At 44.7% G+C, this 15097-nt stretch carries 13 protein-coding genes; 5 read left to right on the forward strand and 8 right to left on the reverse strand.

Annotated features, from left to right (window positions below):
- Nucleotides 1–85 precede the first annotated feature (85 nt).
- From C9991_RS09260 to panB, 8 genes are all read right to left on the reverse strand, one after another.
- Nucleotides 86–619: a 30S ribosomal protein S16 gene (locus C9991_RS09260; RefSeq protein ID WP_106812259.1), complete on the reverse strand. Its 534-nt coding sequence runs from the start codon at nt 617–619 to the stop codon at nt 86–88.
- Between the two features lie 198 nt (nt 620–817).
- Nucleotides 818–2392, reverse strand: a complete 1575-nt coding sequence (locus C9991_RS09265) for an Rne/Rng family ribonuclease (protein ID WP_106812260.1) — start codon at nt 2390–2392, stop codon at nt 818–820.
- Between the two features lie 344 nt (nt 2393–2736).
- On the reverse strand, nt 2737–3027 hold the full coding sequence (locus C9991_RS09270; RefSeq protein ID WP_106812261.1) for an HU family DNA-binding protein: 291 nt from the start codon (nt 3025–3027) through the stop codon (nt 2737–2739).
- Nucleotides 3028–3184: 157 nt separating this feature from the next.
- On the reverse strand, nt 3185–4105 hold the full coding sequence (locus C9991_RS09275; RefSeq protein WP_106812262.1) for a FimB/Mfa2 family fimbrial subunit: 921 nt from the start codon (nt 4103–4105) through the stop codon (nt 3185–3187).
- A gap of 109 nt (nt 4106–4214) precedes the next feature.
- Entirely contained in the window at nt 4215–5579 is a 1365-nt protein-coding gene (locus C9991_RS09280; RefSeq protein ID WP_106812263.1) for an MATE family efflux transporter, read from the reverse strand.
- Nucleotides 5580–5582: 3 nt separating this feature from the next.
- Nucleotides 5583–5921 carry a cupin domain-containing protein gene (locus tag C9991_RS09285; protein WP_106812264.1) on the reverse strand — a complete coding sequence of 113 codons (339 nt, stop codon included), beginning with the start codon at nt 5919–5921 and terminating at the stop codon, nt 5583–5585.
- 42 nt (nt 5922–5963) lie between these two features.
- The gene (locus C9991_RS09290) at nt 5964–7160 is read right to left on the reverse strand and encodes an MFS transporter (RefSeq protein WP_106812265.1); all 1197 of its coding nucleotides are present in this window, start codon (nt 7158–7160) and stop codon (nt 5964–5966) included.
- On the reverse strand, nt 7160–7981 hold the full coding sequence (gene panB / locus C9991_RS09295) for a 3-methyl-2-oxobutanoate hydroxymethyltransferase (protein WP_106812266.1): 822 nt from the start codon (nt 7979–7981) through the stop codon (nt 7160–7162). The genes C9991_RS09290 and panB overlap by 1 nt, the downstream gene beginning before the upstream one ends.
- Before the next feature lie 500 nt (nt 7982–8481).
- Between panB and C9991_RS09300 the strand changes: the two genes are divergently transcribed.
- The 5 genes from C9991_RS09300 to leuB all read left to right on the forward strand — a co-directional run bounded on the left by C9991_RS09300 (nt 8482) and on the right by leuB (nt 14808).
- Nucleotides 8482–9984, forward strand: coding sequence for a 2-isopropylmalate synthase (locus C9991_RS09300; protein ID WP_106812267.1), 1503 nt, complete (start codon nt 8482–8484; stop codon nt 9982–9984).
- Between the two features lie 39 nt (nt 9985–10023).
- On the forward strand, nt 10024–11418 hold the full coding sequence (gene leuC / locus C9991_RS09305) for a 3-isopropylmalate dehydratase large subunit (protein WP_106812268.1): 1395 nt from the start codon (nt 10024–10026) through the stop codon (nt 11416–11418).
- A gap of 44 nt (nt 11419–11462) precedes the next feature.
- Nucleotides 11463–12050 (forward strand): 3-isopropylmalate dehydratase small subunit, encoded by a 588-nt coding sequence (gene leuD / locus C9991_RS09310; protein ID WP_106812269.1) that lies wholly within the window; start codon nt 11463–11465, stop codon nt 12048–12050.
- On the forward strand, nt 12032–13561 hold the full coding sequence (locus C9991_RS09315) for a hydroxymethylglutaryl-CoA lyase-like TIM-barrel protein (RefSeq protein ID WP_106812270.1): 1530 nt from the start codon (nt 12032–12034) through the stop codon (nt 13559–13561). The genes leuD and C9991_RS09315 overlap by 19 nt, the downstream gene beginning before the upstream one ends.
- 185 nt (nt 13562–13746) lie before the next feature.
- Entirely contained in the window at nt 13747–14808 is a 1062-nt protein-coding gene (leuB, locus tag C9991_RS09320; RefSeq protein WP_106812271.1) for a 3-isopropylmalate dehydrogenase, read from the forward strand.
- Nucleotides 14809–15097 lie beyond the last annotated feature (289 nt).

The raw sequence follows: 15097 nt of genomic DNA on the forward strand, positions 1-15097 counted from the left end.
ATAATAAATCCCAAGAACGGTTATGTCCTTGGGATTCATATTGTTTTGACTAAAAAACGATAGTCATAGCTTTTGACAATGTGGATTAAGCCTCAGCTGGAGCCTCTTCAGTAGCCTCTGCGTTAGCAGCAGCCTCTGCCTCTGCCTTAGCGGCAGCCTCAGCAGCCTTCTTCTCAGCTACCTTCTTAGCAATCTCCTCATTTGTCTTCTTCTCAGCCTCAAGTTCCTTAGCAACAGCCTCTGCCTTAGCCTTAGCCTCGCTCTCGCGTACGCTATCAAGTCCCTTCTGCTTGTCAGCCTTCCAAGCGTCAAACTTGTTCTGTGCTGTAGCCTCGTCGAATGCGCCCTTCTTAACGCCACCACGAAGGTGCTTCATCAAGTAAACGCCCTCGCCCTTGAGGATGTTGTGTGTTGTTGCTGTGGGCTGTGCACCTGCCTCTACCCAGTAGAGTGCACGGTCAAAATCCAAATCTACAGTAGCAGGATTGGTGTTAGGGTTGTAAGTACCAATCTTCTCAGTAAACTTACCATCACGTGGTGCTCTTGAGTCAGCGATAACGATACGATAGAAAGCGTAGCCTTTACGTCCGCCGCGCTGAAGTCTGATTTTTGTTGCCATTTTTAAATTTTAATTTAATATTGTGGTTTGAATTATGCTACTAACTCGTAATAGCGGCTGCAAAGTTACTCATAATATTTTGAATAATGTATGTTGGCATGTTTGTTTTTGTGTGTGTTTAGTTAATATTAACAAATTGATATAACAAAACGACAGAAGCAAATTAGTTGCTTCTGTCGTTTTGTTTACTTTCATTTTTTACTTTGTTTCTATTTCTTCCTTCATGTCTATGAACTGGCGTTTGTTGTCGTAGAATTCATACTGCAAGAAAGCGAGTTTCTCTGAAGGTATGATATGTACTCCAAGTCCATATTTGAGTTGCCATTTACGTTTAAGGGAGAACACTCCCTTATTGATGTAGGCAGCTACATACGGGTGTACATGTAGGTAGAATGTCTTGACTCCAATCTTGTTGACAAGTCGGTCAATCTTACTTTCGAGTTGGTCTGTAAAAATGATGCTCGATTTTATTTTTCCTTTACCGAAGCATGTGGGGCATATTTCTTCCACATTCACGTCCATGGCGGGGCGCACTCTTTGTCGTGTTATCTGCATCAAGCCAAATTTGCTTAATGGCAAGATATTGTGGCGTGCTCTATCCTTCTGCATGTTTTTGCACATGCGTTCGTATAGAAGCTGTCTGTCTTCGGCGAGGTTCATGTCTATAAAGTCGACAACGATAATACCTCCCATATCGCGAAGTCGCAACTGGCGTGCCAACTCATCGGCTGCTCCAAGGTTAACGTCAAGAGCATTAGCCTCTTGTCCATTGTCAGAGTGTGAACGGTTGCCGCTGTTTACGTCAACTACATGCAAAGCTTCGGTGTGTTCGATAATGAGATAAGCACCGTGTTTGTAGTTGACTGTTTTGCCGAAACTGGACTTAATTTGTTTTGTTACATTAAAGTTATCGAAGATAGGAACTGTTCCTGTGTAAAGTTTCACGATGTTGGCCTTCTCTGGGGCAATGAGTTCAACATAGTGCTTCACTTCGTGGAACACATCTTCATCGTTGACGTAGATGTTTTCGTAGGTGGGGTTGAACAAATCTCTCAATAGAGCTACGGCACGTCCTGTTTCTTCGAAGATTAGTTGCGGGCGTTTCTGGGTCTTTTGCACTTTAATAAGTGCGTCTTCCCAACGCTTCGTCAGAATTTTTAATTCAGCGTCCAGTTCAGCGACTCTTTTGCCCTCAGCAACAGTACGAACAATTACACCGCAATTCTTGGGTTTAATACTGTTGATGAGTTGTTTTAAGCGTGCTCGTTCTTCACCGCTTTTAATTTTAGACGATACAGAAACCTTGTCGCCAAAAGGCATAAGTACGAGATATCGTCCTGCAAAACTTAATTCGCCAGTGAGTCGTGGTCCTTTTGTTGATATTGGTTCTTTAACAATCTGCACCAATACCTCTTGTCCAACAGTCAGCGTGTTCTGTACACTTCCGTCTTTCTTCAAGTCGGGTTGGCGTGTTGCCTTAGCAAAAGGATAGAGCTTTTTTTTGTCGCTTTGTACCTGTCTTAGGTATTTTTCGTAAGAATTGAATTGGTTGCCTAAATCAAGATAGTGGAGAAAAGCATCGCGCTCATAACCAACATCCACGAAACTGGCATTCAGTCCGGGCATTAGTTTTTTTACTTTTGCTACATAGATGTTGCCAACAGAGAATGAGGCAGATCTTGGCTCTGTCTGATATTCCACAAGTCGCTTGTCCTCAAGCAATGCTATGGAAATTTCTTTCTGTTGAACGTCGATTATAACTTCGCTCGTCATTTCTCTTTCTGTTCTAATTTAGATTAATAAGTTAGTATCAGTAATCAGCTTTCCGGCATTACTGCTTTTCCATCTGTATCCGATACTTTGAATTACGTTGCTTACATACGAGTAAAGCATAGGGGCGCGCCAAAGCTCATTGCGTTTGCATTGTGTTTGACGCGCCCCCATATTTCGGAACTGACCCTTATGGGCAGGCTTTCTTACTTGCTCTTATGTCTGTTCTTACGTAATCTCTTTTTACGCTTGTGAGTAGCCATCTTGTGTCCCTTTTTTTTCTTTCCGTTTGGCATAACTTTAAAATTTTTATTGTTAATATGTTAATTTATAATATGTTTATTGTCTTATTCCATTGTCGCATTTTTCATCTCCTCGATAAAGCACTTAGCTGGCTTGAAACTTGGCTGGTCGTGAGCGCCAATCTTCATCGTTGTCTTCTTCAATATGTTTCTTGCTGTTTTGGCAGCGCGATGCTTTACGATGAAACTTCCAAATCCACGCAGGTACACATTCTCCTTGTTTGACAACAAGCTGTCTTTTATGTTCTCCATAAAGCTTTCTACTACGACCGATACGTCCTTCTTTTGCAAACCAGTGCTCTCAGCAATTTTGTTAATGATATCTGCTTTAGTCATTTGAATGTATGTTATTGTTATCTTGTTTTTATCTTTCTTTCCTCTAAGGACGTGCAAAGATACAAGTTTTTCGTGTTATATGAAAATTTATTGTGCATTTTTTTGCTTATAAAGCTAATATTGGTTTGCCGAACTAGTTAATTTTCACCTTGTTAAGTCAGTACTCGTAGTCTTCGTAATGCCATTCGTCGTCTGTTGACATCGTAAAACCACGTCCCGTTGCCGACTCATCTTCGTAGAAGCAACCCGAATAACGTGTTATATAATTGCGTTTTACGCTCACATTGTCTATGGTTCGTTCGTATGTGGATGATGTTGAACTGGCATTTTCCAATGCGGATATTTCTATTTTCAGCTTTTTGCCATCGGCATGCGGAAATGTATATATATCGTATGTCGACTCGCCAGTGTATGCAGAGTTGGCTACCGAGCGCATTTCTGTTTGTTTAGAGTTTACGCATCCGTATCCTGTTGTCGCGTCAAATGTAGAGCTTCCGCCAGTGTAATAGAACTTAATATTGTGTATGTTAGCTGGTGTTTTGTCTTTCATTACGAGTCGCACCATGGCAACGGCTCGTTTCATTGTAAGGTTGAATGTAATGTTTTCTCCCACATCTATGTCACCATAATAATAAAATGTGTCGGTAACCTTATTGTCTTTGAACGTTATTTTTGAAGGTGTAGTCATAGTGGCATTGCCTTCGCCGTTATGTGCCAATACAGCAATGTAATAGTGGCCTTTGGCAAGAGTGGTCTTAATCTGTCCGAACGAAGCATCTCCCTTTTCCTGATTAATCGACTTTATTCTTGTACCGTCGTCGCCATTGTATATTGCAAGGTTTATACGATTGCACAAGTTTTGAATAGGAGTTGTTGCGCGGCTTTGTTGCGGTGCCAACTGATCGTTGACGAAAGCGTTGTCAAGTTCGCTTGCTCCAAACGTAACGGTTATTTCGTCTTTGTTGGGTTTGTTGTTACTTCGTTCTTCCTCGTCGCTGAAAACGGCTTTCTCGCATGATGTCCACATAAGTGCGAACAATAAAGCTGTTGCTAAATGTGCTAATGATTTGTGTGTCATAATGTTTTTGTTATTAGGTTCGTATTACGTTTAGTGCAAAGATAGCGTAAAATCTAATACAAAACAAAAATAGCACCGTCAAATTTATGACAATGCTATTTTTTTTCTTTTATTGGCAAGTGGCCATTGGGGTTGTTCGCAATTTCTTTCTTGCTGTAATGTAGTATGCTGTGCATACCATTATGCCCGTTAGGCACCACGAAACTGGGTATACAAGCATTATGACGTCGAAAGTGTGCCATACCGGACAAACAGCATATACCCAAACGATACGCAATAGGCATGTGCCGAAGACGGTAAGAATAGTTGGCAGCATCGATTTGCCCATACCTCTAAGTGATGAGGCAGATATCTCATAACTGCTTGCAATGAACTGCCAAGCAAGTACAATATCCATACGGGTAGCTCCATATGCCTGAACATTTGGGTCGTTAGAGAAAAACGACAGGAAGAACGAGTGTTGCCATACGAATAGTTCGTTAAGTGCTCCGCAGCATACAACGCTAAGTGTAAGGCATATCCAATAGATGCGTTTTACTCTTTCCTTGTTTCCTGCGCCATAGTTCTGGCCTATAAATGATATTGCTGCTCCATTAAAGGCCGCTATCACGAAATAGCAGTAGTATTCAAAGTTGAGAGCGGCAGCCGATCCTGCTATGGCATCAGATCCATATCCGTTAATTGCTGTTTGCAGCAGAACGTTAGAGAAAGAGAATACCATGCCTTGCAATCCGGCCGGAATACCTATCATAAGCATACGCTTAAGTTCGCTCCATACTACACCTATTTTATTAAGGTGTAGGCGGAAGGGGGCTTTCTCCTTGCAAAGCAATCTAATGATAAGCAATGCGCTAACAAGATTGGCAATACCAGTAGCCACAGCAACACCTGCAACACTCATCTTTAGTACGATGACAAAGAACAGATTGAGCACAGTATTCACGATACCGGCAATAACGAGTATGTATAGTGGGCGTTTTGTGTCGCCCATACTTCTTAGTATTGCTGCGCCAAAGTTGAATATCAGAAAGAAAGGTATTCCTAAGAAGTATATTCGCAAATATGTGGCAGCCAATGTCAGTACATCATCAGGTGTGCCCATAATCGTAAGTATGGGTTTGGCAGCAGCCACGCCCAAGCACATAAGTATCAATCCACTTACGATGGCTGTGGTGAATGCAGTTGAAACAGCTTTCTGTATGCCTTCTTCATCGTTTTGGCCTATATGGTTGGATATGATAACATTAGCGCCCATCGACACACCAAGGAATAGGTTGATGAGCAAGCTGATAACAGGGCCATTGCTGCCAACGGCTGCAAGAGCCTGACTGCTTGCAAAATGTCCTACAACAGCAACATCAATAGAGTTGAAGAGCTGTTGTAGCACACTGCTTGCAGCAAGAGGCAATGAGAAGACAAGTATCTTCATAAGCAGAGGCCCATGAAGCATGTCTATTTCATTCGATTTTGCCATATTTTAGATAGTTCCTGTCTCGGGCACAATAGCAAAGAATTCTGCGTCTTCAGATGTCTTGTTTTCAGCGCAATGTGCATGTCCGCTTGGGCAGTAGTGCACGTCGCCTGCCGATGCCGTCTCTGTCTTTCCGTCATAGGTAAAGGTGATGGTTCCCTTAAGGATATACATTACCTCGCAATTTCCCGTATGCGTATGAAGACCAATGCTACTGCCAGCTGGCAATATGTTGTGCATGATTTTCACTTTGCCGTCGTCTGCAAGTTTGGTCAAGAAAGGACCATTACCACCTTTGAATCCGTCGACTTCTTTTCTTTCGATGTTTCTGAAATCAATAATCATAATATTAGTCTCCTTTACATTTATGGTTTTATGTATTTTTGTTTATGCGTGAAACTCGGTATGTTTCTTCTTCATCAACGAGTTAATCGAGCACATTATCGATGCTATTGCAAATAGCAGAATGGCTCCATGTTCGCCCGTTGCTGCTTGTTCGGCGGCATAGGTACCAACGAGACAACCTGCAGCAATGCCCAAGAACAAACCACCATCGCTTGCCATAAAATATGTGCTTTCGGCTGTACTGCGTTGGCAGTGGTTGCTTCTGTCCAACAATTTGTACAACTGTTCGGATGCGGTAAGTCCGAAGCCAAGACCAAGCACCATAGGTTTCAGTGTGTCGTCGAGCATACCATTGTGTAGTGTCATTGCCAATACAGCTGTCAGTATGCAAACATTGCCTACCATAGACGTGAATCGTCCCATTCTTACGGCAGGGAATCGCAATGTAAGTATTGCGATAGCAAATCCTACTGCAAGCGATGTGAAGAATTCGGTACTTGTATGTGTAACCATAGTCAGGCCAAGTGCCGCACTCATACATGCTATTACTATAGACACATTCCATCCTTGTGGCAATAAGAAACGGTCGGTTGATATCAGTTTGGTTCCTTCCTCAGGCGCTCTGAACGGAAAGTTTACCATCATCACTAGGGCGGCTGCAACTATAGCCATTGCTGCTCCTATGCCATAGAACATGGTGTTTTGCACCTCGTTGCGCAACTGTATAGCAATAATTGGTCCTGCTACAATTGTGAGTCTGGCAATCCATATAGCGGCATAATTGGCCTCAGTACGATGACACGACTCCGTCTTGTCTATTAATAATGTGCACGACAGCACTCTCTTGGACTGTCCAAACACCATACCTCCAAATGTGCATACACCCAATAGGGCCATAATATGGTTTTCGACGGCATATTTGTTTTGCGGGTTGTCGAATACCGACAAAGCCAAGATAGTTGCTGCAAGGCATAACGCCGAAATACCAAATACTTTATTGCGTCGATAGCGCTGTATAAGCCAGCTTCCAAAGAATCCTGATACAAAGATGCCGGTTACGAACAGCACCATAGTAAGGCTTGCCAAACTTGCGTCTACATAATTGTTTTTAAACAATCGGTAGGGTAGGAATGGGATGGTCATGTAGCAAGCGATGCACAACAGTAGTTCCGCGGCTATCAGCAATGAGAAGTCGCGGTTCCACATACGGTGATATGTTGGAGTGTATTGTTTATCCATTAATACGATTCTGTTTCGTTGGGGAAGTCCGCGGTTTTAACGTCATTAACGTAGCGACCTACGGCGTTTGTTATTATTTCGTATAAGTCGGCGTATTGGCGCAAGAACTTAGGCTTAAAGCCACGGTTCATGCCAAGCATGTCGGCATATACAAGTACCTGTCCGTCGCAATGAGGTCCGGCACCGATACCTATAGTGGCACAGCTTACAGCCTCAGTAACTTTCTTGGCAAGGTCTGCAGGAATCTTCTCTAATACAATACAGAAACATCCAGCCTCGTCAAGTGCCTTGGCGTCTGCAATAAGCTTTTCTGCCTCGGCATCGCCCTTGGCACGCAGGCCATATCCACCAAACTTGTGTACACTTTGTGGTGTAAGTCCAAGATGTCCGCTAACAGGAATGCCTGCATCCACCATTCGCTTAACCATTGGTGCAATCTCGGCACCGCCTTCAATCTTCACGGCATCCACACCAGCTTCTTTCATTATACGTATAGCGTTGCGCAATCCTTCTTCTGCTGATACTTGATAGCTGCCGAAAGGCATGTCGCATACAACGAGTGCGTGGTTCACAGCACGAGCTACCGAACGTGCATGATATATCATCTGGTCTACTGTTATAGGTAGCGTTGTCATATTTCCATCGGCAACATTAGAGGCCGAGTCGCCAACAAGTATTGTGTCAACCCCTCCTGCATCAATGATAGAAGCTGTTGTGTAGTCGTAAGCTGTGAGCCAGCTTATCTTCTCGCCATTTTGCTTCATCTCAAAATACAGGGGTGCTGTGATTTTTTTCTTTGTTGTGCTTAAATATTCTGCCATTTTAAAGTTGTTGTTTTGTAATTTATGGCAAAATTACAACATTTTACGTAAATGGCAAAGGAATGTGTGGTATTAATGCTATATGGGCGTTGCTTATATATAAATAAGGTGTAAGATAAACATGGCATTGGTTAAACATGTGGTAAACTAATAAAATGTAACTTATTTGGTAATTTTTATTATAAAATATTTGTGGAATACCGATAAATTCTTACCTTTGTAACCGAAACAATGAATAATCATTAAAGTAGATAAATATGAAGGTTTCTTACAACATTATTAGCATTATTATTCGAATTCGACTTCAGGGCGATGTCGAACGGGGTAGTGTATGCCGATAGGTTGAACAAGATTGCATTGACTTTTATGCTTGAAAGACACAATTAAACCTTTCCCACTTGCCCCATAGGAAGTGTGAAAGGTTTTTTTTGTTAAATCAAGAGCTAATTAATGCTACATACACTTAACACGAAGTAATAACCAGCAAAACAGAAACAGATATGAGCGACAGATTGTTTATTTTCGACACAACACTCCGAGACGGCGAGCAGGTGCCTGGCTGTCAGTTGAACACAGTAGAAAAGATTCAAGTGGCACGACAGTTAGAGCAGCTTGGTGTGGATGTGATTGAAGCAGGATTTCCTATTTCAAGTCCAGGTGACTTCAATTCGGTTATTGAGATTTCAAAGGCTGTTACATGGCCTACCATTTGTGCCTTGACTCGCGCCGTGGAGAAAGATATTGACTGTGCCGCCGAGGCGTTGAAATATGCAAAACGTGGCAGAATACATACTGGAATCGGAACATCCGACTCGCACATACAGTATAAGTTCCATTCCAATCGCGAGGAGATTATTGAGCGTGCCGTGCGTGCTGTGAAATACGCCAAGCGTTATGTAGAGGACGTGGAGTTCTATGCCGAAGATGCCGGTCGTACAGACAACGAATACCTTGCACGTGTTGTCGAGGCTGTTATAAAGGCTGGAGCTACGGTGGTTAACATTCCTGATACCACTGGCTATTGCTTGCCCGAGGAGTACGGAGCCAAGATTAAATACCTTATGGAGCACGTCGACAACATCGACAAGGCCATTATTTCTACCCATTGCCATAACGACCTTGGACTTGCCACTGCCAATACATTTAGTGGTGTAATGAATGGTGCACGCCAGGTAGAGGTTACTATCAATGGCATTGGCGAGCGTGCCGGCAACACTTCTCTTGAGGAGATAGCCATGATTCTTAAGTGTCACAACAATATTGGTATCGACACCAACATCAACACCACAAAGATTTGTCCTACAAGCCGCATGGTCTCAAGCTTGATGAATATGCCGGTACAGCCCAACAAGGCTATTGTTGGCCGTAACGCCTTTGCCCATTCAAGCGGCATCCATCAGGATGGAGTGCTTAAGAATGTTAGCACATACGAGATTATCGACCCGAAGGATGTTGGTCTCGACAGCGGTTCTATCGTTCTTACTGCACGCTCAGGACGTGCTGCATTGAAGTATCGACTTGGTGTTCTTGGTGTCAATATCGAGGACGAGACCAAGATAGACGCCATCTATAAGCAGTTTCTAAAGCTTGCCGACCGCAAGAAGGAGGTTAACGACGACGATATACTGATGCTTGCAGGTGCTGATGCCAAGGAAGCTCATGCCGTTAAGCTCGACTTCCTTCAGGTTACAACCGGACTTGGTGTCAAGAGTGTTGCAAGTATTGGTCTTGACATATCTGGACAGAAGTTTGAAGAGGCTTCTACAGGAAATGGTCCAGTAGACGCGGCAATAAAGGCTCTTAAGAAGATAATACAGAAGCAGATGACGCTTAAGGAGTTTACCATACAGGCCATATCCAAGGGCTCTGACGATGTAGGCAAGGTGCATATGCAGGTAGAATATGACGGCAGCGTGTATTACGGATTTGGTGCCAACACCGACATCGTATCGGCATCTGTTGAGGCCTATATCGACTGTATCAACAAGTTTCGTGTGAAGTAGAACAGAAATACAATAACAATTAAACAATTATACAATACAATGAATACGCTATTTGACAAAATTTGGGACAAGCACATTGTGCAGACTGTTGAAGATGGCCCTACACAGCTTTACATCGACCGCCTCTACTGTCACGAGGTTACATCGCCACAGGCATTTGCAGGTATGCGAGCCCGAGGACTTAAGATGTTCCGCCCCGACCACATATTCTGTATGCCCGACCACAATACACCTACACACGACCAGGACAAGCCTATCGAGGACCCTGTATCTAAGCGTCAGGTAGACACACTTGCAAAGAACGCAGCCGACTTTGGTGTTGCCCACTTTGCCATGAACTCTAAGGACAATGGTATTATCCACGTAGTTGGTCCAGAGAAGGGACTCTCGCTGCCAGGTATGACTATTGTTTGCGGCGACTCGCATACATCTACACACGGAGCAATGGGAGCTGTGGCTTTCGGTATCGGTACATCAGAGGTAGAGATGGTTATGGCTTCGCAGTGCATCCTGCAAAGCAAACCTAAGTCGATGCGTATAAACATCAACGGCAAGCTTGCTAAAGGCGTTACGGCAAAGGATGTGGCTCTTTATCTTATGAGTCAACTCACAACATCAGGAGCCACAGGCTACTTTGTTGAATATGCTGGCGATGTGGTTCGCGATATGTCAATGGAGGGCCGTCTTACCCTATGCAACCTTTCTATCGAGATGGGAGCACGCGGCGGATTTGTTGCTCCTGACGAGACAACCTTTGCTTATATCAAGGGCCGCGAATATGCGCCAAAGGGCGAGGCTTGGGATAAGGCCGTGGCTTACTGGAAGACATTGAAGAGTGGCGACGATGCTGTTTTCGATAAGGAGCTTACATTTAACGCTGCCGACATCGAGCCGCGCATCACCTACGGAACCAATCCAGGCATGGGCATTGGCATAACAGAAACCATCCCTACACTCGACACCATTGACGAGGAAGGTCAGGCTTCGTTCAAGAAGAGCCTTAAGTACATGGGATTCGAACCTGGCGAGAAACTCCTCGGACATAAAATCGATTACGTGTTCCTTGGCGCTTGTACCAATGGACGTATCGAGGACTTCCGTGCCTTTGCTTCTATTGTCAAGGGCAAACATAAGGCAGAGGGTGTTACTGCATGGCTTGTTCCAGGCTCATGGCTTGTAGACAAACAGATACGCGAGGAAGGTATTGACAAAATAGTAGAGGCAGCTGGCTTTGAGATTAGACAGCCTGGTTGTTCGGCTTGTTTGGCTATGAACGACGACAAGATTCCAGCTGGCAAGTACTCGGTATCTACATCCAACCGTAATTTTGAGGGACGTCAGGGACCTGGTTCGCGCACTATCCTCGCTTCGCCACTTGTAGCAGCGGCAGCGGCAGTTACGGGAGTAATAACCGACCCAAGAGAATTTATGTAAGTCTTAGCGCAATCTGAACGTAAACAATTAGAAAGTAAATCAAAATGAAACAGAAATTCAACGTTATAACATCCACCTGCATTCCTCTCCCTCTCGAGAATGTGGACACCGACCAAATTATTCCCGCCCGCTTCCTTAAGGCTATTGATAAGGAAGGCATGGGTGACAACCTCTTCCGCGATTGGCGCTACAATGCCGATGGCACACCAAAGCCCGACTTTGTTATGAACGATCCCTCGTACAGCGGAGTTATTCTTGTAGCAGGAAAGAATTTTGGTTCGGGCTCGTCGCGCGAGCATGCCGCATGGGCTATTGCAGGTGCTGGATTCCGTGTTGTTATCAGTTCCTTCTTTGCCGATATACACAAGAACAACGAGCTCAACAATCTTGTTCTGCCAGTAGTGGTTAGTGAGCCTTTCCTCAAAGAGCTGTTCGACAGCATTGATAAAGATCATAAGACAGAGGTGCGCGTAGACTTGCCCAACCAGACAGTCACCAATCTTGCCACTGGCAATAGCGAGCATTTCGAGATAAACGGATATAAAAAACATTGTTTGGAAAATGGTCTGGATGATGTAGATTTCCTTGTCCAGAATCGTGATAAGGTAGAAGCATGGGAACAACAGAATTAAATAGAATAGAGATAATGGATTCCACGCTGCGCGACGGCGAACAGACCAGCGGCGTGTCTTTCCTACCTCACGAGAAACTTATGATGGCGCGTATGCTCCTAGGCGACGTAAATGTCGACCGCATAGAGGTTGCTTCGGCCAGAGTTTCTGAAGGCGAGAAGGATGCTGTGCGTATGGTTTGCCGTTATGCGGCAAGTGTGGGCAAGCTAAATAGGGTAGAGGTGCTCGGCTTTGTTGATGGACATAAGTCTATTGATTGGATTGACGAGTGCGGTTGCCGTGTTATGAATCTCTTGGCTAAAGGTTCGCTTAAGCATTGTACACAGCAGCTGAAGAAAACCCCCGAGGAACATATCGACGACATTTACCGCTCGCTGGCGTATGCAGCCCAGAAGAACATCGTTGTCAATCTGTATCTTGAGGATTGGAGCAGCGGTATGAAGGACTCGCCCGACTATGTGTTCCAGATGATGGACGCACTTGTGGAGAGTGGCATTAGGCGTTTTCTACTGCCCGATACATTAGGCATACTTAACCCAATGCAGGTTACCGAGTTCTTTGGCAAGATGAAGGAGCGCTATCCTTCGGCTCATTTCGACTTCCATGCCCATAACGATTACGATCTTGCTGTGGGCAATTCACTGGCAGCCGTAAAGGCAGGGGCAAGCGGACTGCATGTTACTGTAAACGGGCTTGGCGAGCGTTGCGGCAATGCACCGCTTGCAAGTGTCCAGGCCATACTTAAAGACCAGCTGCATGTAGAAACAGGCATACACGAGGACCGACTTGGCGAGGTTAGTAGACTTGTAGAAGGCTATTCGGGCATTGCTGTTGCTCCCAACCAGCCTATCGTTGGCGAGAATGTCTTTACTCAGGTGGCTGGCGTTCATGCCGATGGTGACAATAAGGACAACCTTTATTGCAACGACCTTGTGCCTGAGCGTTTTGGCAGAAAGCGCGAGTATGCTCTTGGCAAGAACAGCGGCAAGGCCAACATTGCAAGGAATCTTGAAGAACTTGGCTTGGAGCTTACTCCAGAGCAGACACGCCGCGTAACGCAGCGCATCACCGAACTGGGCGACCGCAAGGAGATGGTTACTCAAGACGATCTGCCTTTCATCGTGAGCGATGTGCTTAAGCATTCGGCACCAGAAGACAAGGTTAAGCTTGTAAGCTATATGGTGTCGCTTGCTTACGGATTGCGCCCTATGGCAAGCGTAAAGGTGGAGATTGATGGACAGCAATATGAGGACAACGCATTGGGCGATGGACAGTACGACGCATTTGTCAAGGCTATGCGCAAGATATATCGTGAGCGTCTTGGACGTACTTTCCCTGTACTCGAAAACTATGCAGTATCCATACCGCCTGGAGGTCGAACAGATGCTCTTGTGCAAACCGTTATAACATGGCGTAATGGCGACAAGCTGCTGCGTACACGCGGTCTTGATGCCGACCAAACCGAGGCGGCTATCAAGGCAACGATAAAGATGCTGAACATTGTGGAATAAAATTAATATATGTTCAAAGGCAAAGTAAATAATATTCAAAGGCAAAGTAAATAATATTAAATGAGCAATTAATATATATTCAACGGGCAAGTAATATATATTACTTTGAAAAGCAGTTTGCATGGTACGGCTGCAGACCGTATCTCATAAGAAAAAGTATAAAGAAAAAAATAATTGTTTTAGTTATGAAATTAAATATAGCAGTACTTCCCGGCGATGGAATCGGACCGGAGATAATGAAAGAAGGAGTAAAGGTAATGAAGGTAGTGGCAGATAAGTTCGGCCACGAGTTCTCGTTCAACGAGGCCATTTGTGGCGCTCATGCCATCGATGCAGTTGGCGATCCTTTTCCAGAGGAAACATTTAAAACATGTATGGATGCCGATGCCGTATTGTTTGCAGCCGTAGGCGATCCACGTTTTGATAACGATCCTACAGCAAAGGTGCGCCCTGAGCAGGGCCTTCTTGCCATGCGCAAGAAGCTTGGCCTTTTTGCCAACGTGCGCCCTGTAGCTACTTTTGACTGCCTGTTGCATAAGTCACCGTTGAAGGACGAGCTTCTTAAGGGAGCCGACTTTGTTGTGATTCGCGAGCTTACTGGCGGTATGTATTTCGGCGAGAAGTATCAAGACAACGACAAGGCATACGACACCGATATATACACACGTCCCGAGATTGAGCGCATCCTTAAGGTAGCCTTCGAGTTTGCTATGAAGCGCAACAAGCATCTCACCGTTGTAGACAAGGCCAATGTGCTTGCTTCGTCGCGTCTATGGCGTCAGATTGCCAAGGAGATGGAACCGCAGTATCCTGAGGTTACCACCGATTATATGTTTATCGACAACGCCTCAATGCGCGTTCTCACCGAACCTCGTTTCTTCGACGTAATAGTTACCGAGAACACATTTGGCGATATCCTCACCGACGAAACTTCTTGTATCACCGGTTCTATGGGATTGCAGCCGTCAAGTTCGCTTGGCGAGCACACTCCGCTATTCGAGCCTGTACATGGTTCATGGCCACAGGCAGCAGGCAAGAACCTTGCCAACCCGGTAGCGCAGATTCTCTCTGCCGCCATGCTTCTTGAGCATTTCGGCCTTAACGAAGAGGGTGCTCTTGTACGCAAGGCTGTTGACGCTTCGCTCGATGCCAATGTACGCACACCTGAGATTCAGGTTGAGGGTGGTGCCCAGTATGGCACAAAGGAAGTTGGCCAGTGGATTGCCGACTATATAGCAAAAGCATAAAAGCAACTTTAACTAACTTAAATCGAAACGGCTATCAATACGCTGGACGTTAAACGCCCAACGTATTATAGCCGTTTTTATCTAATCTCGAATATTAAATCTATGCCATACTCTGCCGATGTTTATCTTGATTTGAGCAAATGCTAGGTGTTGATGGATTTAAATGGCTTGTTATTTTCTCAATTCATTAATAAGGTCTTCCAATATATATTGGTCACTCATCAGCTGCAACCCGGACTTTGAATTTGTTAATTGCTGGTATACCTCGGTTGAATAAAACAAGTCGAGT

The organism is Prevotella merdae, from assembly GCF_900290275.1.
Taxonomy (GTDB): Bacteria; Bacteroidota; Bacteroidia; order Bacteroidales; family Bacteroidaceae; genus Prevotella; species Prevotella merdae.

Bases quoted from the DNA above. Each gene is read 5' to 3' on its own strand.
- C9991_RS09315 (WP_106812270.1), top strand. From the start codon at position 12,032: ATGGGAACAACAGAATTAAATAGAATAGAGATAATGGATTCCACGCTG.
- C9991_RS09270 (WP_106812261.1), bottom strand. From the start codon at position 3,027: ATGACTAAAGCAGATATCATTAACAAAATTGCTGAGAGCACTGGTTTG.
- C9991_RS09280 (WP_106812263.1), bottom strand. From the start codon at position 5,579: ATGGCAAAATCGAATGAAATAGACATGCTTCATGGGCCTCTGCTTATG.
- C9991_RS09300 (WP_106812267.1), top strand. From the start codon at position 8,482: ATGAGCGACAGATTGTTTATTTTCGACACAACACTCCGAGACGGCGAG.
- leuB (WP_106812271.1), top strand. From the start codon at position 13,747: ATGAAATTAAATATAGCAGTACTTCCCGGCGATGGAATCGGACCGGAG.
- panB (WP_106812266.1), bottom strand. From the start codon at position 7,981: ATGGCAGAATATTTAAGCACAACAAAGAAAAAAATCACAGCACCCCTG.
- C9991_RS09260 (WP_106812259.1), bottom strand. From the start codon at position 619: ATGGCAACAAAAATCAGACTTCAGCGCGGCGGACGTAAAGGCTACGCT.
- leuD (WP_106812269.1), top strand. From the start codon at position 11,463: ATGAAACAGAAATTCAACGTTATAACATCCACCTGCATTCCTCTCCCT.
- C9991_RS09275 (WP_106812262.1), bottom strand. From the start codon at position 4,105: ATGACACACAAATCATTAGCACATTTAGCAACAGCTTTATTGTTCGCA.
- C9991_RS09265 (WP_106812260.1), bottom strand. From the start codon at position 2,392: ATGACGAGCGAAGTTATAATCGACGTTCAACAGAAAGAAATTTCCATA.
- C9991_RS09290 (WP_106812265.1), bottom strand. From the start codon at position 7,160: ATGGATAAACAATACACTCCAACATATCACCGTATGTGGAACCGCGAC.
- C9991_RS09285 (WP_106812264.1), bottom strand. From the start codon at position 5,921: ATGATTATTGATTTCAGAAACATCGAAAGAAAAGAAGTCGACGGATTC.
- leuC (WP_106812268.1), top strand. From the start codon at position 10,024: ATGAATACGCTATTTGACAAAATTTGGGACAAGCACATTGTGCAGACT.